The sequence below is a fragment of the uncultured Pseudoflavonifractor sp. genome (genome assembly GCF_944387275.1).
GTDB classification, from domain to species: domain Bacteria; phylum Bacillota; class Clostridia; order Oscillospirales; family Oscillospiraceae; genus Pseudoflavonifractor; species Pseudoflavonifractor intestinihominis.
Map to the genome: position 1 here is coordinate 12,247 of NZ_CALXEG010000033.1, position 25,115 is coordinate 37,361.

The 25,115-nt window shown below is 63.6% G+C and carries 20 protein-coding genes; 4 read left to right on the top strand and 16 right to left on the bottom strand.

What is annotated here, in order from left to right; translation table 11 throughout:
* The first annotated feature begins 159 nt into the window (after nucleotides 1-159).
* Entirely contained in the window at nucleotides 160-1,896 is a 1,737-nt protein-coding gene (locus Q0K23_RS09155; RefSeq protein WP_294521084.1) for a CvpA family protein, read from the top strand.
* Between the two features lie 68 nt (nucleotides 1,897-1,964).
* On the opposite strand, the gene rsfS is transcribed toward Q0K23_RS09155, so the two are convergent.
* From rsfS to smc, 9 genes are all read right to left on the bottom strand, one after another.
* Complete coding sequence (gene rsfS, locus Q0K23_RS09160; protein WP_294521085.1) at nucleotides 1,965-2,327, bottom strand: ribosome silencing factor; 363 nt, start codon at nucleotides 2,325-2,327, stop codon at nucleotides 1,965-1,967.
* 43 nt (nucleotides 2,328-2,370) lie between these two features.
* Nucleotides 2,371-4,149: an LCP family protein gene (locus tag Q0K23_RS09165; RefSeq protein WP_294521087.1), complete on the bottom strand. Its 1,779-nt coding sequence runs from the start codon at nucleotides 4,147-4,149 to the stop codon at nucleotides 2,371-2,373.
* Between the two features lie 70 nt (nucleotides 4,150-4,219).
* Entirely contained in the window at nucleotides 4,220-5,440 is a 1,221-nt protein-coding gene (gene yqeK, locus Q0K23_RS09170; RefSeq protein ID WP_294521091.1) for a bis(5'-nucleosyl)-tetraphosphatase (symmetrical) YqeK, read from the bottom strand.
* Between the two features lie 41 nt (nucleotides 5,441-5,481).
* Complete coding sequence (yhbY, locus tag Q0K23_RS09175; protein ID WP_294521093.1) at nucleotides 5,482-5,811, bottom strand: ribosome assembly RNA-binding protein YhbY; 330 nt, start codon at nucleotides 5,809-5,811, stop codon at nucleotides 5,482-5,484.
* Between the two features lie 69 nt (nucleotides 5,812-5,880).
* Nucleotides 5,881-6,480 (bottom strand): XTP/dITP diphosphatase, encoded by a 600-nt coding sequence (locus Q0K23_RS09180; RefSeq protein ID WP_006575091.1) that lies wholly within the window; start codon nucleotides 6,478-6,480, stop codon nucleotides 5,881-5,883.
* A 4-nt stretch (nucleotides 6,481-6,484) separates the two neighbouring features.
* Nucleotides 6,485-7,201 (bottom strand): ribonuclease PH, encoded by a 717-nt coding sequence (gene rph, locus Q0K23_RS09185; protein ID WP_294521117.1) that lies wholly within the window; start codon nucleotides 7,199-7,201, stop codon nucleotides 6,485-6,487.
* 51 nt (nucleotides 7,202-7,252) lie between these two features.
* On the bottom strand, nucleotides 7,253-7,420 hold the full coding sequence (locus Q0K23_RS09190) for a hypothetical protein (RefSeq protein WP_294521118.1): 168 nt from the start codon (nucleotides 7,418-7,420) through the stop codon (nucleotides 7,253-7,255).
* A gap of 22 nt (nucleotides 7,421-7,442) precedes the next feature.
* Nucleotides 7,443-8,342 carry a signal recognition particle-docking protein FtsY gene (gene ftsY, locus Q0K23_RS09195; protein ID WP_294521119.1) on the bottom strand — a complete coding sequence of 300 codons (900 nt, stop codon included), beginning with the start codon at nucleotides 8,340-8,342 and terminating at the stop codon, nucleotides 7,443-7,445.
* A 71-nt stretch (nucleotides 8,343-8,413) separates the two neighbouring features.
* Nucleotides 8,414-11,992, bottom strand: a complete 3,579-nt coding sequence (smc, locus tag Q0K23_RS09200; protein WP_294521121.1) for a chromosome segregation protein SMC — start codon at nucleotides 11,990-11,992, stop codon at nucleotides 8,414-8,416.
* 385 nt (nucleotides 11,993-12,377) lie between these two features.
* Here smc and Q0K23_RS09205 point away from each other — a divergent pair, with 385 nt between their 5' ends.
* Both Q0K23_RS09205 and Q0K23_RS09210 read left to right on the top strand, forming a co-directional pair.
* Nucleotides 12,378-19,139, top strand: coding sequence for an S-layer homology domain-containing protein (locus Q0K23_RS09205; protein ID WP_294521122.1), 6,762 nt, complete (start codon nucleotides 12,378-12,380; stop codon nucleotides 19,137-19,139).
* 91 nt (nucleotides 19,140-19,230) lie between these two features.
* Nucleotides 19,231-20,424, top strand: a complete 1,194-nt coding sequence (locus tag Q0K23_RS09210) for a YibE/F family protein (RefSeq protein ID WP_294521123.1) — start codon at nucleotides 19,231-19,233, stop codon at nucleotides 20,422-20,424.
* A 253-nt stretch (nucleotides 20,425-20,677) separates the two neighbouring features.
* On the opposite strand, the gene rnc is transcribed toward Q0K23_RS09210, so the two are convergent.
* The 6 genes from rnc to Q0K23_RS09240 all read right to left on the bottom strand — a co-directional run bounded on the left by rnc (nucleotide 20,678) and on the right by Q0K23_RS09240 (nucleotide 23,912).
* Nucleotides 20,678-21,349 carry a ribonuclease III gene (gene rnc / locus Q0K23_RS09215; protein WP_294521124.1) on the bottom strand — a complete coding sequence of 224 codons (672 nt, stop codon included), beginning with the start codon at nucleotides 21,347-21,349 and terminating at the stop codon, nucleotides 20,678-20,680.
* Between the two features lie 62 nt (nucleotides 21,350-21,411).
* Nucleotides 21,412-21,648 carry an acyl carrier protein gene (gene acpP, locus Q0K23_RS09220; RefSeq protein WP_294521125.1) on the bottom strand — a complete coding sequence of 79 codons (237 nt, stop codon included), beginning with the start codon at nucleotides 21,646-21,648 and terminating at the stop codon, nucleotides 21,412-21,414.
* A 171-nt stretch (nucleotides 21,649-21,819) separates the two neighbouring features.
* Nucleotides 21,820-22,860 carry a phosphate acyltransferase PlsX gene (plsX, locus tag Q0K23_RS09225; RefSeq protein WP_294521126.1) on the bottom strand — a complete coding sequence of 347 codons (1,041 nt, stop codon included), beginning with the start codon at nucleotides 22,858-22,860 and terminating at the stop codon, nucleotides 21,820-21,822.
* 27 nt (nucleotides 22,861-22,887) lie between these two features.
* A complete protein-coding gene (locus Q0K23_RS09230) occupies nucleotides 22,888-23,172 on the bottom strand; it encodes a helix-turn-helix domain-containing protein (RefSeq protein WP_367179052.1) in 285 nt (94 codons plus the stop codon).
* Nucleotides 23,135-23,629: a helix-turn-helix domain-containing protein gene (locus Q0K23_RS09235; protein ID WP_294521127.1), complete on the bottom strand. Its 495-nt coding sequence runs from the start codon at nucleotides 23,627-23,629 to the stop codon at nucleotides 23,135-23,137. The genes Q0K23_RS09230 and Q0K23_RS09235 overlap by 38 nt, the downstream gene beginning before the upstream one ends.
* Before the next feature lie 31 nt (nucleotides 23,630-23,660).
* Nucleotides 23,661-23,912, bottom strand: coding sequence for a helix-turn-helix domain-containing protein (locus tag Q0K23_RS09240; protein ID WP_294521128.1), 252 nt, complete (start codon nucleotides 23,910-23,912; stop codon nucleotides 23,661-23,663).
* A 69-nt stretch (nucleotides 23,913-23,981) separates the two neighbouring features.
* Between Q0K23_RS09240 and Q0K23_RS09245 the strand changes: the two genes are divergently transcribed.
* Nucleotides 23,982-24,236: a DUF6809 family protein gene (locus Q0K23_RS09245; RefSeq protein ID WP_294521129.1), complete on the top strand. Its 255-nt coding sequence runs from the start codon at nucleotides 23,982-23,984 to the stop codon at nucleotides 24,234-24,236.
* 246 nt (nucleotides 24,237-24,482) lie between these two features.
* Here the strand turns inward: Q0K23_RS09245 and trmFO are convergent.
* A partial coding sequence (gene trmFO / locus Q0K23_RS09250; protein ID WP_294521130.1) for a methylenetetrahydrofolate--tRNA-(uracil(54)-C(5))-methyltransferase (FADH(2)-oxidizing) TrmFO occupies nucleotides 24,483-25,115 on the bottom strand: 633 nt, incomplete at its 5' end.

Genomic DNA, 25,115 nt, shown 5'->3' on the forward strand with positions numbered 1-25,115 from the left:
TCCCCGGCGGACGCATGTCCCCTTTGGGCGTTTTTACGAAATTTTAATCTTCCGCTTCGGGCTGTTATGTTGCTTTCGCCCCCGGTCTGGGCTATACTAAGGGAGCCGGGTAAGCCGCGCGGCCTGCGCCGCGCACACTGAGAAAAGGAGAATCTTACATTGAATCAGAAGAAACCGAAGAGCGGGAAGAAGCTCCACGCTCCCAAAAGTAAATTGGGCAAAGTGCTGCTCAACCTTGTGATCACCGCGGTCATCGGCTTTGTCTACTTCTACGTTGCCCTCCCTGCCCTCAACTTCCAGTCCGAGGACTTCTACACCTTCGTGGGCCTGCTGTGCGTGGTGTACATCGTGTGCGCCTTTATCACCGGCGGCTTCCACCTGGAGGGCTCCGTGGTGACCACCGCCTCGGGAAATATCAAAACCGTCCAGGGCGGTAAGCTGAAGGAGTACTTCCGCTTCATCAAGAAGCAGTGCCTGCCCATCGGCATCCTGCTGGGCCTGCTGATCGTGGTGGCCCTGGTGGGCCAGGTCATCTCCCTGCCCATCTTCCGCGCCGCCTCCTACCGGGAGCTGCTGGACGTGCAGGAGGGCGACTTTGTCACCGATGTGAAGGAGATCTCCTTTAGTGAGATCCCCATGCTGGACGAGGACTCCGCCCGCTACCTGAGCACCACCCAGATGGGCACCATCCCCGACATGGCCAGCCAGTTCGAGGTGACCTACGACTCCACTCAGATCAACTACCAGGGCCGCCCCGTCCGGGTGGCGCCTCTGGAGTACGCCGACCTCATCAAGTGGTTCACCAACCGCGCCGAGGGCCTGCCCGCCTACATCGTGGTGGACATGGTGACCCAGGAGGTGCAGGTGGTCCGTCTGGACGAGGGCCAGGGCATGAACTACTCCCCCTCCGAGCCCCTCAACCGCAACGTATACCGACACCTCCGCTTCAACTACCCCACCTATATGTTCGCCGAGCCCTCCTTTGAGATCGACGAGGAGGGCAATCCCTGGTGGATCTGCCCCCGGGTGGTCAAGACCATCGGCCTGTTCGGCGGCACCGACATCAAGGGCGCGGTGCTGATGAACGCGGTCACCGGCGAGTGCCAGTACTATGAGGACGTGCCCCAGTGGGTGGACCGGGTATACCTGGCCTCCCTCATCATGCAGCAGTACGACTACTACGGCACCCTGATCCACGGCTTCATCAACTCCATCTTCGGCCAGAAGGACGTGCGCGTCACCACCGAGGGCTACAACTATATCGCCATGAACGACGACGTGTACATGTACACCGGCGTCACCTCCGCCACCAGCGACCAGTCCAACCTGGGCTTCCTGCTGTGCAACCAGCGGACCAAGGAGACCAAGTTCTACACCGTCCCCGGTGCCACCGAGCAGTCCGCCCAGGCCTCCGCCGAGGGCATGGTCCAGGACCAGGGCTACAAGGCCACCTTCCCCCTGCTCCTCAACGTGGCCGACCAGCCCACCTACTTCATCGCCCTGAAGGACAACCGCCAGCTGGTGAAGCAGTACGCCATGGTCAACGTGGGCCAGTTCACCGTGGTGGGCATCGGCGACACCGTGGCCTCCTGCGAACAGAACTACCTGGAGCAGATGGCCGCCAAGGGCATCGCCGTGGACCAGGGCAGCCGGCTGGAGACCGACGTGTCCGGCGTCATCGCAGATATCCGCTCGGCGGTCATTGACGGCAACACCTACTACTACTTCTCCCTGGAGGACGAGGACGTCTACTACTCCATCCCCGCCAAGGACAACGACGTGGCGGTCATCCTCAATCCCGGCGACCGCGTCACCATCAACCACGCCCCCGTGGCCGAGGGCGAGACGCCCGACATCGTGGAGGGCTACACCATCACCCTGGACCGCAGAGGGTGAGCCCGGTTCCCATGAAAAAACAGCCCCCGCCTTTGAAAAGGCGGGGGCTGTTTTCTGCTGTCTGACACTCAGTTCTTGGTCAGCACGCCGGTCAGGTCCACAGGCGTGGCGTCCGACCAGAGGCGCTCCAGGTCGTAGAACTTGCGGGCGTCCTCCATGAACACGTGCACCACCACGGAGGAGAAATCCAGCAGGACCCAGGTGCCGCCCCGGTGGCCCTCCACGTGGTGGGGCAGCTCGCCGGTGGCCTCCTTCATGGCCTTCTCACACTCGTCGGAGAGGGCGCGGACCTGGGTGGTGGAGGTGGCGGTACAGATGACGAAATAGTCCGCCAGGGTGGTCAGGTGGCCGGTCTCCAGCACCTTGATGTCGATTCCCTTCTTGCTGTCCAGGGCCTTGGCCAGGACGATCGCGGTTTCCTTGGGTGTCATAGTTGATAAACCCCTTTCTCAGTTGGGTTGAATGGCTGTTCCGTTACGCCGCGGGGGCGGTCTCAGCGGGGACCTCGGGCGTATAGATGGGGATGCCCTCGGGCGGCTGCTCCGCCACGGTGCCGCCCTCAGAGGGGGCGGTACTGGGCGTCTCCGACGCGCTGGGGCTGGGAGAGGGCTCCGTGCTCTCCACCGGCTGGGACTCGCTGGGCGAGGTGGTGGGGGGCACGCTCTCACTGGGACTGGTGGAGGGCGTCACGCTGGGAGACGTGCTGGGCGCGGTGCTCTCGCTGGGGGAGGGGCTGGGGGTGGTGCTGGGAGACGTGCTGGGAGACTCCGACGTGCTGGGAGACTCCGACGCGCTGGGAGACTCCGACGCGCTGGGGCTGGGAGAAGTGCTGGCGGACGGCGTGGAGCTGGAAGAGCCGGAACCGGAAGAACCGGAACTGGAACTAGAGCTGGAGCTGGAGCTGGAGGAGTTGGAACCCTTACCCTTCACCCAGCTGTTGTACTTGGTGTCCTCCAGCACGCCGCCGGTGCAGCCCAGAGTGCCGTCCGAGTTGACATACATGATGTCCAGCTCGTCCTCCCGCAGGTCGTCCACGTAGGGATTGAAGTACTCGTTGACCGTATCCACCAGCTCGTCCACGTCGGGCGCCACATAGGAGGGGTGGTTGTTGTAGGTCCGGCTCCACACGCCGTCGGCGGACACCCAGGGCATGGTGAGGAAGGTCACGCTGGACATGTCCAGCTTCTGGCCGCCGCTGTTGCCGAAGACGGCCTGCTGGGCAAACCAGGCCAGGTTACCCACGGACAGCTCGGTGGTCACGTTCTCAAAGAAGATCTGGGCGATACCGGTGATGGTCTTCACGTCGGTGATCTTCTGGAGGCACTGCTCAATGGCCGCCTTCAGAAATTCCTGCTGGGTCTCGATACGGCCCAGGTCGCCGTTGGCGTAGCCCGAGTTGAGAATATGGCCGCTGTCGTCGCTGTTGTGGCGCCAGCGCAGCAGCTGCATGGCCTTGTCGCCGTCGATAAGCTGATAGCCCTCCTGAAGGTCGATCTTGAAGTTCTGGGACAGGTCGTTGTAGTACATCCGGCGGGGCACGTCAAAGTACACGCCGCCCACGGCCTCCACCAGCTTGCCCACGGCCTCCCACTCCACCACAAAGGTGTAGTCCGGGATGAAGCCCACCAGCTGGCTGACCTCCTCTTTCAGGGCGTCCATGCCCTTGTCGCCGCCGCCGTACATATTATAGACGGAGTTGATCTTCTTGATGTCCCAGGACACGTTTACCAGAGTATCCCGGGGGATGTTCATGACGGACAGCTTCTGGTTGGGGATGTCGTAGGCCACCAGCATGATGGTGTCCGTGTTGCCGCCGCCGTAGGTGTCACGGCCCACCACCAGGAAGGTATAGAAGTCCTCCTTCCGGTCGCTGGACAGGCCGTCGGGCCGGGTGGTGCTGGCGCCGCCCTCATCCTGTGCCTCCGTACCGCTGGGCTCCTTGGAGCCCCGGCTGGGCTGGGTCACCTGGGCCGGCTTCTGGATGAAGACGGCCAGGGCGATGCCGATGACCACGATGATGGCCGCCAGCACCGTGACGCCGATAAACACGCCGTGGAGCACCTTCTGCTTGGTGGTGCGCTGGGGCTTGGGCTTCTTGGGCTTTGTGGCCTTCTGGCCGGCCTGCGCGTCCTTGTCCGTAAACTCCGGTTTCTTGGTGGGGACCGTCTCCTTCTCCGGCGCAGCTTCCGCCTTCTTGGAAGACGGCTTTAAAAGTCGGGCGCCGCCCTTTCTGTGATTCTGCTCAGGATTCATTGGTTCGTAGTTCCTTTCCCGCGCGCCGCCTCACCGGCGGCTGTGTCTGTACATTCTCTCTGTTTTGGATTCAGGAAGGATCCCGGGGCCCATGCTCCAGTATCCAATTCAGAGCCTCCATGGTGTTGTGGTGGACGGGGACGCCCCGCTCCTTCAGATCCTCCACGCTCATCTCCAGACCCAGGCGGAGCGCAGCGTCCAAATCCCGATGGGTCAGCTCCCGCAGCTCCTCCACGCCGGGAAAGTCCCGGGTGGGCTCCATGTAGTCGGCCAGGTAGAGCACCTTCTCCAGGGTGGACATATCGGCCTTGCCGGTAGTGTGCCAGAAGATGGCCCAGTATATGTCGTCCGGTGCGCCGTACACGTCCCGCGCGATGGCGGCGCCCGTCTTGGAGTGGAGCAGCTTCACCGATTTCTGCTCTAAATCGTCCAATACAATACCATATTGCCGGCACAATTGCAACTGTTCTTCCATATTCAGATATTTCGTACAGTCGTGCAGTATGGCGGCGCGGCGGGCTTTCTCCACATCGGCCCCCCAGCGCTCCGCCAGCTCCACCGCCGTCTGCTCGGTGCCCTTGACGTGGGGGATGCGCTTGGCCCGGATCATGCTGTAGGACGCGCAGCGCAGCTCGGCGTCGTTCAGATGCTTCAGGTCAGGGTGCTCGCCGTACAGGCCGTGGCGCAGGATATAGCCGTACACCGGCGGCCACAGCCGGTCGCCCCCCTGTCCATCCTCCAGCAATTCCCGCATCTGGGTGGAGGAGAGGTCCGTGATTCTGGGCAGCTCCACCAGCTGCACCCGGGCCTGGTAGGTCTTGGACAGATAGTCGGCCTGCTTGCGCAGCATCTCGCCGCTGTCCGACTCGGTGCGGGCAAAGGCCGCGATGCCCGCCAGGGACATGATCTCCTCCGGCTCGTACCAGTTCTGGATGGTGAGGAACATGTCCGTCCCCATCAGCAGCCAGAACTCATCCTCCGGAAAGCGGCGGCGCAGCTCCTCCAGGGTGTCCGCCGTGTAGCTCTTCCCCGTCCGGCGCAGCTCGATGTCCAGGGCCTCCACGTCCCCGCGGCGGCCCATGCTCTCCCCCAGGCCGTCCGCCATCAGGGCCGTCATGGCCAGGCGGTGCTCCGCCCCCGCGCCGTCCGCGGGCAGCTCCTTGTGAGGCGGCAGGGCCGCGGGAATGAAAAACAGCTTGTCCAGCCCCAGCACGGCCATGGCCGCCTGCGCCGCCGCCATGTGGCCCAGGTGGGGAGGGTTAAAGGTGCCGCCATAGATACCGATTTTCAAGTGAGCCAGCTCCTTTCACGCAATCTTTTGCTGAATGTCTGTCACACCACCGGCTTTTTCCGGCTGTCCTTCACCAGAACGATCTTGTCCTTCTTGTCCTTTTTATGACTTGGACGATACAGGACGAATTTTGTTCCGATCACCTGCACAACTTCGCTCCGGGTGGCCGCGGCCAGCTCCTCGGCCGCCTCCCGGGCGGTGAACATGGAGTTCTCCAGAACCTTGCCCTTGATGAGCTCCCGGGCCTCCAGTGCGTCGTCGGCCTGCTTGACCAGATTCTCTCCCAGGCCGTCCTTGCCCACGTGGACAATGGTGTCGATGCTGTTGGCCAGGCTCCTGAGCTGGGCGCGCTGCTTGCTTGTCAAATCCATAGGTCTTTTGGCGGGATATCCCGCCGCCTCCTTATATAAATATATTATTCAAACGGCCTTCCGGACCGCTTAAAGCTGATGGTCCCGGCGGTACTCTGCCAGTTTGTCCTTGAAAATCGCCAGCGCGTTGCCCCGGTGGGAGATGGCGTTCTTCTCCTCGGGCAGCAGCTCGGCAAAGGTCTTTTTCAGGCCGGGCACAAAGAAGATGGGGTCGTACCCAAAGCCGTCCGCCCCCTTGGGCGCGTAGGCCAGGGTGCCCTGGCACTCGCCCCGGGCGGTCACCGTGTCCCCATTGGGGAAGCAGCAGCAGATGGCCGACACGAATTTGCACCGGCGGTCCAGCTGGCCCCGCATGTTCTCCAGCAGCAGTTTGTAGCGGCCCACGTCGTCCAGGCCGGGACCGCCGTACCGGGCGGAGTACACCCCGGGGGCGCCGTTGAGGGCGTCCACGCACAGGCCGGAGTCGTCGGCAATGGCGGGCAGGCCGGTGGCCTCCATGACCGCTTTCGCCTTCAGAAGGGCGTTCTCCTCAAAGGTAGTGCCCGTCTCCTCCACGTCCACATCGGCCCCCACGTCGGACTCCAGGACCACCTCCACCCCCTGGGCGGACAGGATGTCCTGCATCTCCTTGAGCTTGTGATTGTTCTTGCTGGCCAATACCATCTTCATGGGCTCAACCTCCCAGGGCGGCCTTCTGGACCGCCTGCACTTCCCGGATGCCCTTGGCGCACAGCTCCACCAGGGCCCGCTGCTCCTCCAGGGTGAAGGCCCGGCCCTCGCCGGTGCCCTGGAGCTCCACCAGCTCGCCCTCGCCGGTCATGACACAGTTCAGGTCCACCTGGGCGGAGGAGTCCTCCTCATAGCACAGGTCCAGCAGCAGCTGGTCGTCCACGATGCCGGCGGAGATGGCGGCCACGCAGGTCTTGAGGGGCATGGCCTCCAGGGTCCCCTCCTCCACCAGCTTGTGCAGCGCCAGACTCAGGGCCACAAAGCCGCCGGTGACGCTGGCGGTACGGGTGCCGCCGTCCCCCTGGAGCACGTCGCAGTCCACGGTGATGGTGCGGGGCCCCAGGGCCTTCATGTCCACCGCCGCCCGGAGGGACCGGCCCACCAGCCGCTGGATCTCAGCGGACCGGGCCGACAGCTTCAGCTTGGCGATGTCCCGCTTGCTCCGCTCCCGGTTGGCCCGGGGCAGCATGGAGTACTCGGCGGTGACCCACCCCTCCCCTTCCGGGACGTGAGGGGGCACCCGGTCCTCCACCGAGGCGGTGCAGAGTACGTGGGTATTGCCGCAGCGGATGAGGCAGGAGCCCTCCGCAAATTTGTTGATGCCGGGGATGATCTCGATGGGCCGCAGCTGATCGTTGGCCCGTCCGTCAATTCTTGCCATTGATGATATACCTCCAAACCGGATACCGTCCTCTGGGGACGTCCTTTTTCTCTAATGTTCCCGCAGGCCCAAAATTTCAAGCAGCAGGCCGGCAGATATCAGCAGCAGGGCCATGGCGGCCGCCCAGATACCGGTCCCCGCGATCTCCCCGGCCTCCATCAGAACGGTCAGCAGCACGCCCCATACCACGCAGGCGCCGCCCATTACCAGCTTTTTCATCGGTTCCCTTCCTTATTATAGATCAGATCAGCGCGCGGACAAAGCTCTCCGCCTCAAAGGGCATCAGGTCGTCGATGCCCTCGCCCACGCCCACGTACTTCACCGGCACCTGGAGGGCGTCGGCAATGGCGATGATGATGCCGCCCTTGGCGGAGCCGTCCAGCTTGGTGAGCACAATGCCGGTGATGCCCGCGGCCTCCATGAACTGCCTGGCCTGGATGAGGCCGTTCTGGCCGGTGGTGGCGTCCAGCACCAGCAGGGTCTCGGTCCGGCTGCCGGGCAGCTCCCGGTCGATGACCCGGCCGATCTTGTTCAGCTCGTTCATCAGGTTCTGCTTGTTGTGGAGCCGGCCGGCGGTGTCCACCAGCACCACGTCGGTCTTGCGGGCCTTGGCGGCCTGCATGGCGTCAAACACCACGGCGGCGGGGTCGGCCCCCTCGTGCTGGCGGACCAGCTCCACCCCGGACCGCTGGGACCAGATCTCCAGCTGGTCGGCGGCGGCGGCGCGGAAGGTGTCGGCGGCGGCCAGCAGCACCTTCCGCCCCTCCCCCTTCAGCCGGGCGCCCAGCTTGCCGATGGTGGTGGTCTTGCCCACGCCGTTGACGCCGATGACCAGAATCACAGAGGGAGAGGCGCTCAGGTTCAGGGCGCTGTCGCCCACGTTCAGCATGTCGGTCAGCACCCGGCGCAGACACTCCCGGGCCCCCTCCGCATCCCTGATCTTCTCCGTCTTCACCCGGCGGCGCAGCTCGGCCACCGCCTTGATGGTGGTGTCCATGCCCATGTCTCCCAGGATCAGGGTCTCCTCCAGCTCGTCGTAGAAGTTGTCGTCCAGCTCACCGGCAAACAGGCTGTCCAGCGAGTGGCCGATGTTCTCCTTGGTGCGGGTCAGGCCCGCCTTGATCTTGTCAAAAAAGCCCATGTGGTCTCGGTTCCTTTCGTTCTTCCTTATTTTCAGTATTCCGCGCCTCACCGGCGCTGAAACACCTCAGCTCACTTGATATTCAGTTCTCTCTCCACGTCGTTCAGGTTGATGGTCAGGATGCGGCTCACACCTTGTTCTTGCATGGTGACGCCGTAGAGCACGTCGGCTTCCTCCATGGTGCCCCGCCGGTGGGTGATGACGATGAACTGGGTCCTGTCGCTCATCTGCCGCAGGTAGTGGGCAAAGCGGACCACGTTGGCGTCGTCCAGGGCGGCCTCGATCTCGTCCATCACGCAGAAGGGGGTGGGGCTCACCTTCAGGATGGCGAAGTAGAGGGCAATGGCCACAAAGGCCTTCTCTCCGCCGGAGAGCAGGGAGATGATCTTCAGGGCCTTGCCCGGGGGCTGGACCCTGATCTCAATGCCGCAGTTGAGGATGTCGTCCGGGTCCTCCAGCTCCAGCGCCGCCCGGCCGCCGCCGAACAGGGCCTGGAAGGTCTCCCCGAAGGCCTGGTTGATGATGGAAAACCGGTTGGAGAAGATGCTCTTCATCTCGGCGGTGATGTCCGCAATAATGCCCTCCAGCTCCTTCTTGGACTTCTGCACGTCGTCCCGCTGGTCCTTCAGGTAGGTGTACCGCTCGTTGATGCGCTGGAACTCGTCGATGGCGTCCAGGTTGATGTTGCCCAGGCCGGAGATGGACTTCTTCAGCTCCCCGATGCGGCGCTGGGCCTTGGGCACGCTCTCCAGCTCCACCCGCTGCTGGCGGGCGGCCTCGTGGGAGAGCTCGTAGGTCTCCCACAGCTTGTCCAGAATGCCCTTCTCCTCCATGGAGCTGGACAGCTTCTTCTGCTCCAGCACGGACACCTCCCGCTCCATGGCCAGCAGCTCGGTGTTCTTGTCCCGGCTCTCCCGGTCGGCTTGGTTCCGCTGGCCCTCCAGGGCCAGCTTCTCGCTGTTGAGCCGCTGGATGTCCTGGTTCCGGCCCTGGTTCTCCTCCCGGATGGTCTGGAGCTGCCGCTCCTGGTCCAGGATCTGGGCGTTCAGGTCGTCGTTCTTTGCCTTCAGGTCGGCGATCATCCTGGCCCGCTGCTCCCGGTCTCCCGCCATGTCCCGGCGCAGGTCCTCCAGCTCCTCCAGGGCCTTCTGGGAGGCCTCCTGTTCGGCCTCCAGACCGGCCAGCTTCATGTTCAGCCCGGCGATCTGCTCGCCGATGGCGCTCACCTGCTCCTGCAGGCGGCTCTGGCCCTCGGCCTTGGCGTCCGCCTCCGTCCGCAGGGCCGCGGCGGAGCCCTCCAGGGCCTCGATGCGGCTCCGGGCCGCGGCGGTATCCGCCTCGGTCTGGGCGGCCCGCTGCTCCAGCTGCTTCAGCTCCGCCCGCTGGCTCTCCTGCTGGCGGCGCAGCTCCGCCAGCTGGGTCGCATAGTGGCCGCAGCGCTCCTCCAGCTTCAGGATGGTGTCCTCGTGGGTGCGCTGCTGGGCCTGGGCGGTCTCCACCTCGTACTGGGCCACAGCAGCCTCACGTCTGGCCTCGTCCAGGGTCTTGGCCGCCTGGGCCAGAGCGTCCTGCACGCCGGTCAGCTGGGTATTCAGCCGCTCCAGCTCGTTGGCCCGGCTGAGGATACCCGCCGAACGGGAGGCCGAGCCGCCGGTCATGGAGCCGCCGGGGTTGAGCACCTGCCCGTCCAGGGTGACGATGCGGAAGCGGTAGCTGTACTTCCGGGCCATGGCGATGGCCCGGTCCATGTCCTCCGCGATGACCACCCGGCCCAGCAGGTTGGAAAATACCTTCTCATAGGCGGGCTCGAACCGGACCAGCCGGTCGGCCATGCCCACAAAGCCCGGCTCCCTCTCCACGGAGCGGTCCCGGAACTCAGAGGGCCGGATGGAGGTCAGGGGCAGAAAGGTACAGCGCCCGCCGTCCCGCCGCTTCAGGCACTGGATGGCGGCCTTGCCCGCCTCCTCCGAGTCCACCACAATATTCTGCATGGCGGCTCCCAGGGCGATCTCAATGGCCACGGTGTACTGGTCCTCCACGTGGAGCAGCCCGGCCACCGGCCCGTGAATCCCCCGCAGCTGGCCCCGCTGGGCCTCCCCCATGACCACCTTGATGGCCTTGGAGTAGCCCTCGTAGGCCTTCTCCATGTCCCGGAGCATGTGGATGCGGGATTTGACGGCGTTCTCCTCCATCTGGAGCTTCACGTGCCGGTCCTGGGTCTCCTTGGCCTTCCGGCTGCGGGACTCCAGGCGCAGCGCATAGCCGCTGATGACGTTCTTCAACGCGTCCCGGTCCTCCCGTGCCTGCTCCAGCTCGGCCCGGGCCGCCTTCTCCTCCGCCTGGACGGCGGTCAGCCGCTCTTCGGCGGCGGAGAGCTCCTGCCGCACCGCCTCGTCCCGGTCCATCAGCTCCTGGGCGGCGGCGGCCAGCGCGGACAGCAGCGCCTTGGCCTCAGAGGCGGAGGCGCTCTCCACCGCCTCCTTCTGCCGCAGGGCCTCCATCTCGGCGGCCAGGGTGCCGGCGCTCCGCACCGCCTCCTCGGACTGGTTCTGATAGTCCGCCAGAGACGCCCGCAGGGCGTCCGCTTCCTCTATAATAGAACGGATACGGCTCCGGCGCTCCTCAATCTGGGCGCCGATGCTGTCGTCCCGCCCCTCCTGGGCGGCCAGCTCCTCCTGAAGGCGGCCGCTGTTCTCCAGGTTGTTCTGGATGTTGGCCTTGAGCACGGCGATGGCGTTGTCGCACAGGTTGGCGTCCGCCTCCCGCTGCATCATCTCAAAGCGGATGTGCTCGGCCTCCACGTCCTTCTCCCGCATCTGGGCGGCATAGCCCTCGGCTGCGGCGTACAGCACCTCCAGCTGGCGCTGGGTCTCGTCCTTCTGGCGGACGGCGTTCTCGTAGTCGTTCAGGGTCTTGATGGCCGCGGCCCGGATCTTCTCCAGCTGGTCCAGCCAGACCGAGATCTCCAGCCCGCGCAGCTCATCCCGCAGCAGCAGGTATTTCCGCGCCTTCTCCGACTGGGCCCGCAGCGGCTCCACCTGGAGCTCCAGCTCGTCCAGCTTGTCGTTGATGCGGACCAGGTTCTCGTCGGTACGGGTGAGCTTGTGCTCCGCCTCCTCCTTGCGGTGGCGGTAGCGGGAGATGCCCGCCGCCTCCTCAAAGATCTCCCGGCGGTCGCCCGACTTGACCGACAGGATCTCGTCGATCTTGCCCTGGCCGATGATGGAGTAGCCCTCCCGGCCCAGACCGGTGTCCATGAAGAGCTCGTTGACGTCCTTCAGGCGGACGCTGCGGCGGTTGATGTAGTACTCGCTCTCCCCCGAGCGGTAGTACCGCCGGGTGACCATGACCTCGCTCTCCTCCAGGTCAAAGAAGTGCTCGGAGTTATCCAGCACCAGGGACACCTCGGCAAAGCCCAGCTGCTTGCGCTTGGCCGTGCCGCCGAAAATAACGTCCTCCATCTTGCCGCCCCGGAGGGCGCGGGTGGACTGCTCCCCCATGACCCAGCGGATGGCGTCGGAGATATTGGACTTGCCGCTGCCGTTGGGTCCCACGATGGCGGTGATGTCCTCCCCAAAGGTGAGCACCGTCTTGTCCGGAAAGGACTTGAAGCCCTGAATTTCGAGTGCTTTTAAGTACAAATCTGGCACCTCACATCTGCGTTTTTGGTGCAATGCGTTTGAATACTATATTATATCAAGTTCCGCCCCTATTTGCAAACGCTTTTGCTCTCTCCCGGCCGCCTTCCGGAAAGCCGGTTTGGACAGACATCCACGCTTTTTGTACAGTTGACCATTTTACACTAATTTTACATGGCCTTTTTCACTTTTTGTTGTGCAAAATGTCATGCTCTCTAGTTGAATGTAACCGGAATTCCCTGTAGAATGGATACGTGAGGAAACTTATTTTGTTTTTATGTAACCGTTCGGGAGGTGATGCGCCAGCGGTACCAGGCAACAAATCTTGATTGTGCGGCAGAAATATACACCTGCCGCCATCCGCACAGCCATGCGGACGAGAGAAAGGATGGAGATCATGAAACGACAGCTCCGCAAGAACCTTGCCCTGCTCCTATCCCTCGCAATGTTGTTCACCTTTTTCCCAACCGCCGCTTCCGCCGCCGGGGAGAACGGGGTGTACACCCAAGTCACTGAACTCGATGCCCTGACCAGCGGGCAGTATGTCTTGGTTGCAGACACCTCTTCCGGCGCAAAAGCGCTCGGGACAAACATCGGCAGTAAAATTGACGGAACTGATGTCACCATTACTGCGGATGGTCTGTCCTCCAGCAGCAGCATTCCGTCCTGGACTGTAACCGTATCTGATGGAGCTGCCACCTTCTACAATGGCAGCGACTATCTGGGATACGGCACCAGCGGAACCAATTTTACAAAGCCTGATACGGCGTATGACTGGAATGTCACATCCAATCCCGATGGGACGTTCCGCTTTACCGCCTCCAGCGCCGGAACCCGTGCCATTGCGTGGCAGGATCAGGGCGGACGCTTCGGCGCTTACGCCACTTCCAATACCAGCGGATATGTGTTCGACCTTCTGGTATTCAAGGCCGTTGGCGAGGGCGGCACCACTGAGCCCGGCGGGGACCCCGAGCCCCAGCCCTCCGTAAGCCCTATCGCGGACGGCGATCAGGTGGTCATCTATAACCCCACCTACAACAAGGCTCTGTCCACCACCTACATTGGCTTCTACAACAGCGGCGTCGACGTCTCCCTCAGCGGCGACACCCTCAGCGGCTATACGGATGCCGAGGTGTGGACGGTCATCGACAACGGCGACGGCACCTGGTCCTTCTCCTACGGCGGCCAGAAGCTGGGTATGGACACTGATTTCACCAGCATGCCTCTGGGCGGCGTCAACGATAAATGGGTGCTGGAGGACGCGGGCAACGGTCTCTGGTACATCAAGAACACCGTCCGGGAAGCCTACATCGAGTGGTACGACTCCAACAGCAACTGGAGCGCCTACTACAACATCAATGCCGGCAGCGAGAGCCTGTTTGCCCAGGCCTTCTACAAGGTTTCCGGCGACACCCCCGACCCCGAGGAGCCCGAGACCATCTCCATCGCGGATGCTCTGGCCGCCGCGGACGGCACCGAGAACCTGACGGTCAAGGGCGTGGTCACCCTGCTGGACGGCAAGAACGTCTACCTTCAGGACAGCACTGGCGGTATCTGCGTTCGCATGAGCAACAACTTTGACGATATCGCCCTGGGCGACACCATCATCGGCACCGGCAAGCGCGCCACTTTCAACGGCCTGCCCCAGCTGGACAGTTCCACCTATGTGAAGTCCTCCGGGCTGACCCTGACCCCGGCGGTCAAGACCATCGGGGAGCTGACCACCGCCGACATCTGCACCTATGTGACCCTCCGCAACGTGGAGGTCACCGAAGTGTATGACAACAACGGCCAGTTCTCCAGCCCCAATATCACCGTGAAGGACAGCGCCGGCAGCACCATCCAGCTCTACAAGGCCGTGGTGGGCGAGAAGAATGAGGACGGCACCTGGCCTGTGGCTGTTGGCAGTGTCATCACCATCACCGCCGCGGTGAGCGTGTATAACAGCACCCTCCAGCTGCGCAACACCAATGCCAGCGAGATCGACCTGGACGGCAGCACCACTTCCGGCCCCATCGCCCACGGCGACAAGGTTGTCATCTACGCCCCCGCCTACGGCATGGCCCTGTCCGGCACCTACAACGGCTTCTATAACAACGGCACCGCCGTTACGCTGAAGGACGGTATCCTGTCCGGCTTCACCGCCGCCGACGTGTGGACCGTGGCCGACAACGGCGACGACACCTGGTCCTTCTCCTATGATGGAAAGAACATCGGCATGGGCGACTCCTTCTCCAGCATGCCCCTGGGCGAGAAGAACGACAAGTGGGTGCTGGAGGATGCCGGAAACGGCCTCTGGTACATCAAGAACACCGTCCGCAACTCCTACATGGAGTGGTATGCGGAGAAGAACAACTGGAGTTCCTACGGTAAAATCTCCGCTGGCAGCGAGGGCATGTTCGCCCTGGCCTTCTACAAGGTCACCGAAATGCCCGAGGAGCCCAGCGGCGACCTGCCCGAGGCCGGCGCTCAGGTGGTGCTCTACAACGAGGGCGCCAAGGGCGTGCTGGCCGGCGGCGACGGCAACGAGACCAGCCCCTCCATCAACAACGCCGCCGCCACTGTGACTGACGGCGCGGCCACCCCCGCCAACGGCGCCCGGGTCTTCACCGTGGAGGTCAACGGCGAGTGGTTCCGCTTCAGGACCGCGGACGGCTACCTCTGCTCCAACGGCACCGGCAACAACGCCTTCTACTCCGCCGAGGCCACCGAGGACGCCGACTGGAAGCTGACCGCCTTCAACGGCGGCTTCAACATGGAGAGCCGCACCGCCAAGTTCAACGGCAAGTACTCCCAGTACCTGGAGTACTACGGCGGCTCCTACAAGACCTACAGCCTGTACAACGACAGCGACAAGGATATCTACACCTTCAACTTCTACCCCGTGGCTGAGGGCGTCACCGTCACCGACAGCGTGGTCAACATGCCCGCCGTCACCTTCGGCACCCTGCCCGACGCCTATGTGGGCCAGGCCTACACCGTCAGCTTCACCGTGGACGCCGTCTTCGGCGTCAAGGACGTCTCCGCCAAGTACGGCAGCACCACCGCCGAGCTGACCAACGACAACGGCACCTGGTCCTTCACCATCCCCGCCGCCGCCATGACCGCCGGCGAGCTGGAGATCACCGTCACCGGCACCGACAGCAAGGACGTGTCCTTTACCGGCTCCACCACCCTTGAGGTCAAGGACGAGCCCTACATCACCTCTGTCTTCCCCGCCGCCAGCGCACAGACCGGCGACGAGAAGCAGCCCGAGATCGGCTTCACCTTCGGCAACGCGGGCGAGAACCCCACCATTGCCATGACGGTCAACGACGCCTCCGTGGACCTGACCGTGGCCGACGGCAAGGCCTCCTACACCCCCGCCGAGGCCATGGCCGACGGTAAGGTCACCGTCACCGCCACCGTCTCCCGCACCGACGGCAAGTCCGTCTCCCGCACCTGGTCCTTTACCATCGGCGTGGCCCAGTTCCAGCTCTACTTCGGCCAGCTCCACTCCCACACCGCCGAGTACTCCGACGGCGCGGGTACCCTCCAGGAGGGCCTGAACTATGTGGCCAACCTGCCCGAGGACGCCAACGTGGACTTCGTGGCCTTCACCGACCACTCCAACTACTTTGACGCCTCCGGCGCAGCCAACCCCGAGGCCGCCCTCTACGACGTCAGCCAGATGACCGAAGCCAGCGCCGAGAAGTGGAGCGCCTACACCGGCGCGGTGGCCGACTTCAACGCCGCCCACAAGGGCAAGCTGGTGGCCCTGGCCGGCTTCGAGATGACCTGGTCCGGCGGCCCCGGCCATATCAACACCTTCAACACCCCCGGCATCGTCTCCCGCAACAACGCCACCCTCAACAACAAGACCGGCGACGCGGGCATGAAGGCCTACTACGCGCTGCTGAGCAACTCGGCCCTCACCGCCTCCATCAGCCAGTTCAACCACCCCGGCTCCACCTTCGGCACCTTCTCCGACTTCGCCTACTACGATCCCGTCATCGACACCCGGATGTACCTGGTGGAAGTGGGCAACGGCGAGGGCGCCATCGGCGCCGGCGGCTACTACCCCAGCTATGAGTACTACATCATGGCCCTGGACAAGGGCTGGCACGTGGCCCCCACCAACAACCAGGACAACCACAAGGGCAAGTGGGGCAACGCCAACGACGCCCGCGATGTCATCCTCACCGACGACTTCTCCCAGGAGGGCATCTACGAGGCCATCCGCAACTACCGGGTCTACGCCACCGAGGACAAGAACCTGGAGATCAACTACACCCTCAACGGCCAGATGATGGGCTCCATCATCGAGGAAGTGCCCGAGAACGTGACCATCAACGTGTCCCTCTACGACCCCGATACTTCCGACACCACCACCAAGGTGGAAGTGGTGGTCAACTCCGGCTCCGTGGCCTACACCTGGGACAACCCCACTGAGCTGGCCTCCGGCGAGCTGGAGTGCACCATCCCCGCCAGCTACAGCTACTACTTCATCCGCGTCACCCAGGGCGACGGCAACCTGGCCGTCACCGCCCCCGTGTGGGTGGGCGAGACCCTGAAGCTGGGCATCTCCTCCGTGGAGTGCGGCACCTCTACCCCCGTCACCAGCGAGGCCCTCACCCTCACCACCACCCTCTTCAACAGCGAGAGCGATCCCGCCACCGTCAAGTCCCTCACCTACTCCGTGGGCGACCAGGTCCTGGGCACCGACACCAAGGGCTATGAGCTCCCCGCCTCCGGCACCCTGACCGTGGACTGGAGCTACATCCCCGACATGGCCCGCGTGATGACCATCACCGTCACCGTGCTCCTGGAGAAGGGCGGCATTGAGTACACCTACTCCAAGGACGTGACCCTGGACATCCTGGACGCCAGCCAGCTGGTGTACATCGGCATCGACGCCTCCCACTACAACGAGTACGTGGCCGGCAACTACAAGGACTCCATGGGCAACTTCGGCAACCTGGCCGCCGGCTACTCGGTGCGTACCGTGGAGCTCAAGACCAGCGAGGACCTGATCGCCGCATGCGAGAACAAGGACAACAAGTATGTGGCCATGATCCTCACCGCCCCCTCCCGCCGCCTGGTGGACGCCCAGAACGACCCCAGAACCTACTCCGACGCCGAGCTGGAGGCCCTCGCCGCCTTCAACGCCGCCGGCGGTACGGTGATCGTGGCCGGCTGGTCCGACTACTACGAGAACTACCCCGTCATCACCGGCAACCCCGACATCGTCCATATGGCAGCCACCCAGAACGCCATTCTGGAGGCCCTGGGCTCCTCCCTGCGCATCGCGGACGACACCGCCTCCGACGACACCCTCAACGGCGGCGACTCCAACCGCCGGCTCTACCTGTCCACCTACAACTGGGACAACTTCCTGATGGACGGCGTGGAGTTTGACCCCGAATACCCCAACAACAACCTCTACTCCCAGCTGTACAGCCACTACGGCGGCGCTACCGTGTACGCTGTGGACGTTGACGGCAACGCCACCTCCGATCTGCCCGCCACCGTCTCCCCTGTGGTCTACGGACACGCCACCACCTACTCCAAGGACAACGACAACGACGGCCTGGGCGGCAGCTCCGTTCCCGAGTACGCCGTGGCCGAGGGCGACGACCGCCTGATGGTGCTGGCCACCGAGGACCTGGGCGGTGACAAGGGCCTGATCGTGGTCTCCGGCGCGGCCTTCATGTCCAACTTCGAGGTCCAGGCCACCATCGGCGACTCCGGCTCCGAGAAGAACTACTCCAACTACAACATCTGTGAGAACCTGGTTTCCTACCTCAACCCCCTGACCATCACCGATATCGCCGACGTGCAGGCCCAGCCCCTGGAGGGCATCAAGTACGTCATCGAGGGCGTGGTCACCTCCAACGCCTCCGGCTATGACAAGGATACCGCCTTCTTCGACTGTATCTACGTCCAGGACGGCACCGCCGGCATCAACGCCTTCCCCGTGGCCGGCAACTACAAGATCGGCGACAAGGTGCGCATCACCGGCACCACCTCCTCCTACCAGGGCGAGCGGCAGATCAGCGTGACCTCCATCGAGAAGATCGGCGAGGGCACCGTGGAGCCCAAGCTCATCACCACCCAGGAGGCCGCCCAGTCCAAGTACCTGGGCAGCCTGGTCCAGATCAAGGGCGTGGTGGTCAGCTTCGCCGAGGCCGAGGGCCTGGTCCAGACCATCATGGTCCGGGATGAGACCGGCTACGACGCCCGGGTGTTCATCGACGGCTACATCACCAGCAGCAAGGCCATCGAAAACCTGGCCGTGGGCCACGAGATCACCGTCACCGGCCTGGCCTCCTACGACAACACCTTTGACGGTCCCGCCCCCCGCATCCGTATCCGCGACCGGGTCGACATCGTCTGCGGCACCGAAGTGGTGGACATCCCGCCCGAGCACGTGGAGTACTATCCCCCCTACACGCCGCCCACGCAGGATGACGACGTGGTCATCATCGACGAGAACGGCGTGCCCCTCACGCCCGTGCCCCCCGCCGACGCCGGCGCCTACACGGTAGCCGTCCAGGTGGACAAGGACGGACACTACACCATCGTCCCCATCGCGGTGGTGGAGAACGGCAAGATTCTCTCCCTGGGCGACTCCAGCATGCTCCAGCTCATCGACAACACCAAGGTCTTTGTGGACGTGGCCGCGTCCCTGTGGTACTCCCCCGCTGTGGCCTTTGTCAGTGCCCGTGAGCTCCTTCTGGGCACCGGCGGCGGCTACTTCGCCCCCAACGCCACCGTCACCGGCGGCGAGCTGGTCACCGTCCTGTGGCGTCTGGCCGGCTGCCCCGCCGTGGAGGGCCAGGTGGGTACCCAGTGGTACGCCGAGGCCGCCCAGTGGGCCGCCTCCCTCTCCATCGTCTCCGACGGCTTTGACGGCAGCCAGACCGCCAGCCGCGCCGACGTGGCCAAGGCCCTGTACGCCATGGCCGGTGTCCTTGAGGCTGACACAACTCTCACCGGCTCCCTGAACTTCACGGACGCCGCCTCCATCCCGGAGGACGCCATGGACGCCTTCCTCTACTGCCAGCAGAGCGGCATCATCACCGGCAGACCCGGCGGCCTGGCCGCCCCCGGCGCGTCCCTCACCCGCGGGGAGCTCTCCGCCATGGTCCAGCGCTTCATCCTGGCACTGCTCAAGTAACAGTCCGGCACCCAAGACAGCCTTACGGGGCCGCCCTCACGGGCGGCCCCGTAACACATCTCCCACACACTGACGACAAGGCAGGGATTCTATGAAAAAACAGGACAGCGCCCCCAGAAAGCTCCGGCTCCCCCACCTCACCGCCGGAAGGATCGCCTCCATCGCGGCCTCCCTTCTGGTCCTGGCCCTGCTGGTGGGTCTGGGCATCTACCTCAACGCCCCGAAGCCGGGCGACATCCCCACCAGCACCAGCCAGATGATCTTCGCCGTGGCCCGGGTCAACGACGTGCTGATGGACGACGCCCAGGCCGACGACTGGTCGGAGGGCCGCAGGCTGGGCACCCAGCTGCTGGAGCTGGAGATCTGCTCCGGGGAGCACAAGGGGGAATTCCTGGAGGCCTACAACTACCTCAACGCCTACACCAACCTGGACGCCAAGGAGAACACCCGTCTCATCGTCCAGCTGGGCTACGATGACAGCGGCGTGCTCTACGTGGTGAACATCTTCAACTACGACCGCTGGCAGGTGGTGGGCGCTTTTGTCCTGGTCTTTGCCCTTGTCATGGTCCTGGTGGGCGGCTGGAAGGGAGTCAAGGCCCTGCTGGGCCTGCTCTTCACCCTGGCCTGCGTCTGGTTCCTGCTCCTGCCCATGATGCTCCAGGGGGTGCCGCCCATCCCTGCCACGGTGGCCATCATCGCCCTCACCTCCGCCGCGTCCCTGCTGCTGCTGGACGGCCCCACCCTCAAGACCCTGTGCGCCACCCTGGGCTGCGTGGGCGGCGTGGCGGTTGCCGGTATCTCCGCCGCCGTTGTGGGCACCCTGACGCCCCTCAGCGGCTTCAACACCGAGAACGCCGAGGCCCTGGTGCTCCGGGCCGCTGACGGCGGCCTGGAGATCAGCGGGCTGCTGGTGTGCGGTATCCTCATCTCCTCCATGGGCGCGGTGATGGACGTGGCCATGGCCATCGCCTCCTCCCTCCACGAGCTGCACACCCACAACCCCGAGCTCTCCCCCCTGGGCCTGTTCCGCTCCGGCATGAACATCGGCCGGGACGCCATGGGCACTATGGCCAACACCCTGATCCTGGCCTTTGCCGGCTCCTCCCTGAACACCCTGCTCCTCTTCCAGGTCTATGACTACCCCATCATGCAGCTGCTCAACAGCGACCTGATGAGCCTGGAGCTGCTCCAGGGCGTGGCCGGGTCCATGGGCATCATCCTCACCGTCCCCATTGTGGCGGCCCTCAGCGGCTATATCATGGGGCGGAAGCGGAAGCAGAACTGACTGGCATAACAGCAGCGGGCGCACCGGAAGATCCGGTGCGCCCGCTTGTCTGTGTCTATTCAGCCCTTCAGCTTGCCGATGGCAGCCTTAGCCGCCACCTGCGCCCAGGCGGCATAGCCGCCCGGACGCTTATTTCTTTTTTCATCTGGCAGGGCGCATTTCCGCCCTGCCATCAAGGCCCCGGCTGCGCCGGGCCTTGGACGCCGCACAGCGGCGGCTCGCTCCCGCTCGCAGCCGAGCAGATGGCGGCCGCTTACCCCTTCAGCTTGCCGATGGCAGCCTTGGCCGCCATCTGCTCGGCTTCCTTCTTGCTGCGGCCCTCGCCGGCCCCCACAGGGGCGCCGTTGAGCTCCACCTCCACCTGGAAGCGCTTGGCGTGGTCCGGGCCGGTGGAGCCCACCAGCCGGTAGGCCAGCACCTGGCCGCTCTCCCGCTGGACCAGCTCCTGGAGCGCGGTCTTGTAGTCCCGGCTGCCGCTCTTCTCCTCTTCCCGGTCCAGAATGAACCGCTGGATGATCTTCCGGGCAGAGCCGATGCCGCCGTCCAGGTAGACCGCCGCCAGCACGGCCTCCACCGCGTCGGCCACGATAGAGGGGCGCTCCCGGCCGCCGCCGGCGTCCTCACCCTTGCCCAGCTTCAGGTAGGCGCCCAGCTCCAGCTGCTGCGCCACCTCCACCAGACTGCCCTCACACACCAGGGCCGCCCGGGTACGGGTCAGATCTCCCTCCGGCAGGTCCGGATGGACCCGGTAGAGGTAGTCGGCCGTCACCATGCCCAGCACCGAATCCCCCAGAAACTCCAGCCGCTCGTTGCTCTGCGCGCCGGTATGCTTGTTCTCATTGGCGTAAGAGCTGTGGGTCAGAGCGTTCTCCAGCAGGGCCCGGTTCTGAAAGGTATAGCCCAGCTTCTCCTCCAGCTTCTCCATGTGTTTCCCTCCCAGTAAAAATCAAAGCCCCGCACCCGGCGGGGCTTTGATCTCGTTGCGTTTTATTCCTCGACCTTGCCCTGGAGATAGTGCACCAGATCGCCCACCGTCTTGATGGTGGCCACGTCCTCCTCACTCATCTCCTCGATGCCGAACTCCTCCTCCAGGCCCATGGAAAGCTCCACGAGATCCACGGAATCGGCGCCCAGATCGTCCTCAAAGGAAGTGTCCATGGTGATGCTCTCAGGCTCTACGCTGAACTGTTCAGCCAGCAGTTCGGTCAGCTTGTCGAAAATCATAGCTATCTACTCCCAGTTATTTAATTGCCGCGCGCGGCATCGCTTGCACTAAAATAATAGGCACATTCCGCCAGCGTGTCAATAGCATTTGCAAATTTTTATGCCTGGAGCAAGATTACAAAACCTTCTTCCCGTTTTTGTCCGTCAGGATTCAGACATGTGTCCCGTGCCTCACTGGGCGTCGGCCTTGTGCATGACGGGCAGGCGCATGTACTCCACGTTCTCGGTGATGTCGTCGATGATGCCGGAAGAGGCGAACTGCATGGCCTGACGGATGGCGTTGCGGATGGCGTAGGCGTCGGAGGAGCCGTGGGCCTTGATGACCGGCTTGGAGATACCCACCAGGGCGGTGCCGCCCACCTCACGGGAGTCCATCATCCGCTTGAAGTCCTTGATGCCGTCCTTCACCAGCAGGGCGGCCAGCTTGGTGGTGACGCTCTTCATGAACATCTTCTTCAGCTCGCCGGCCAGAAAGCTGCCCGCGCCCTCCATAGTCTTGAGGAAGATATTGCCCGAGTAGCCGTCGGTGACGATCACGTCCACCGCGCCCAGCACGGCCTCCTTGCCCTCCACGTTGCCGGCAAAGTGGATGCGGCCCTCGGCGTCCGCCTTCTTCAGCAGCTTCCAGGTCTCACGCTGGAGGTCGGTACCCTTGGACTCCTCGGCGCCGATGTTCAGCAGGCCCACCCGGGGCTCGGGGCGGCCCATGACCCGCTCGGCGTAGTAGGAGCCCATGAAGGCGAACTGGAGCAGATACTCGGGGGTGCACTCGGCGGTGGCGCCGCAGTCGATGAGCAGGGCGCCCCCCTTGGCGGTGGGCACCACGGGGCACATGGCCGCCCGGCGGATGCCCTTCACCCGCTTGACCAGCAGGGTGGCCCCGGAGAGCAGGGCGCCGGTGCTGCCGGCGGACACAAAGGCGTCCCCCTTCCCCTCCTTGAGCAGGTTCAGGCCCACGGTGAGGGAGGAGTCCTTCTTCTCCTTGAAGGCGGTGGCGGGGTTGTCGCAGATCTCCACCACCTCGGAGGCATGGGCGATCTCCATGCCCGCGGGCAGCTCCTTGATGCCGTCCTCGGCCAGGACGGCCAGGATGTCCTCCCCGCGGCCCACCAGGATCACCTGGGCCCCCAGCTCCTTCACCGCCCGCAGGGCGCCTCTGACGTTGGAGGCCGGGGCGTTGTCGCCGCCCATGGCGTCTACGATGATTTTCATGTTGATTCCTCCCAAAAACTGTTTTCTTTATCTGTCCTCACGCAGAGGCCGCCGCTCGTCGGTCAGGCCCAGCAGATAGTCGGCGGAGACGTTGTAGTGCTGGCAGATGACCACCAGCTTTTCCAGCGTTGTCATCCTCGTTCCCTTTTCCATCTCGCTGATTTGGTTGACGCTGACATCCAGCAGTTCCGCCAGCACCTTCTGGGGCTGGCCGGTCTGCTTGCGCAGTTCTCTCATTCTCTGAGGGAAAATTTCTTTTGTCCTGCCCATCACACTACAAAGCCTCGCCCTTACGCAGAGACCGCCGCTCATCGGTCAGGCCCAGCAGATAGTCAGCAGAGACATTGTAGTGCTCACAGAGCATGGCCAGCTTGGCAAATGTGGACGCCTTGCGCCCATTCTCCATCTCGCCAACCTGGTTCTGCTTTACGCCAAGAAAATCAGCCAAATCTCTCTGCGTCTCTTTTTTCTCGTTCCGCAGCTCCCGCAGGCGTGCGCCAAATACTTCCCTATTAACATCACGATTCACTGGCTCTTCCCCATTCAGCGGTCTGGGACAGTCCGTCAATCCAAGGAGATAGTCGGCTGTAACATTGTAGTGACGGCAGATCAGTGCTATCTTTTCTGCCGTTGTTGTCTTTCGACCGTTCTCCATTTCGCTGACTCCGGTTTTTCCAATTCCAATGACTGCCCCCAGCGCCTCCTGATTCTCTCCGGCGCTCTTGCGCAGCGTTTGCAGCCGTTGTGAAAAAATATCCTTAAACTCCATGCGTCCTCCTGACAGGCATACCGTCAGAGCATCACGCTTCGGGCTCTTCTTTCTCATCCAGAGGCTGCCGCTTGTCGCTCAGGCCCAACAGATAGTCAGAGGAGACGTTATAGTGCTGGCAGAGCAGCACCAAGCGTTCAAAAGAAGTGGTCTTTCTTCCTCGCTCCATCTCGCTAATCTGATTCACACTTACGCCCAGCAAGTCCGCCAGCACAGGCTGTGCCTCTTTTCGTTCCTGGCGCAGCCCACGCAGCCGCGATGCAAATATTTCCCTTCGGAACATAGCTTCACCCCTTGACACCTAATCTTTAAAATGATATCCTAATCTCAACTTAAAGGTGAGGTCTTGCTTATGACTGACTTACTGGAAGAACTCTTTGAATCAGAGCTGACGCGCAACAGGTTGGAGTTCAGCCGTGCGCCCGAAGCGGACCAGCGTCAGCAGGCCCTTGACGCCTGTTACAGCCGCATCCACGCCGCCCTGGGTCTGGAATTTCTGGACCGCCTCAACGACCTGGAGGCCGAAGCCGCCTACCACGAACGGCTGGTCTGCTTCCGCCACGGCTTCCGTCTGGCCCTGCGGCTGGTGCTGGAGGCGGGCGGCTGACCGCCTCCTGTCCCATAAAAGGCCTTACTCCGTGTCCAGCTCCGCCAGCTTCTCCAGGGCCCGCTTGGACAGCTCGGCATTCTTATTCCGCTTGGCCCCACGAAACCACGGTTTCGTGGGGACCCCTTGATTTCATTTCCTCGGGGCGAATGAATCGCCCCTTCGGCAAGGTTTTCGCAATGCGAAAACGCTTGGACGCGCCTCAGGCGCGGCTCGCTCCCGCTCGCAGGGCAAGCGACCGTTACCTTACTCCGTGTCCAGCTCCGCCAGCTTCTCCAGGGCCCGCTTGGACAGCTCGGCATTCTTATTTCTCTTGCCCTTCACCTTATAGCCCAGGGGCGGGATGATGCCGAAATTCACGTTCATGGGCTGGAAGTCGGTGACGCTCTCGTTGCTGATATACAGCGCCAGGGCGCCGGTGGCGGTCTCCTGGGGGAAGTCCACGGGCGGCAGGCCCCGCAGGCGGCGGGACAGCTCCAGCGCCGCCAGGAAGCCGGAGGCGGTGGACTCCACATACCCCTCCACGCCGGTGATCTGACCGGCAAAGCAGATGCGGGGGTCCTTCTTCACCCGGTAGTACCGGTCCAGCAGCCGGGGGGAGTCCAGATAGGTGTTGCGGTGCATGACCCCGTAGCGGACAAACTCGGCGTTCTTCAGGGCGGGGATCATGGAGAACACCCGCCGCTGCTCCGGCCACTTCAGGTGGGTCTGGAAGCCCACCAGGTTGTAGATGGTGCCGTCGGCGTTGTCCTTGCGCAGCTGCACCACTGCAAAGGGCTCCTTGCCCGTCTTCGGGTCCTTCAGGCCCCGGGGCTTCAGGGGGCCGTAGCACAGGGTGTCGTGGCCCCGGCGGGCCATGACCTCCACGGGCATGCAGCC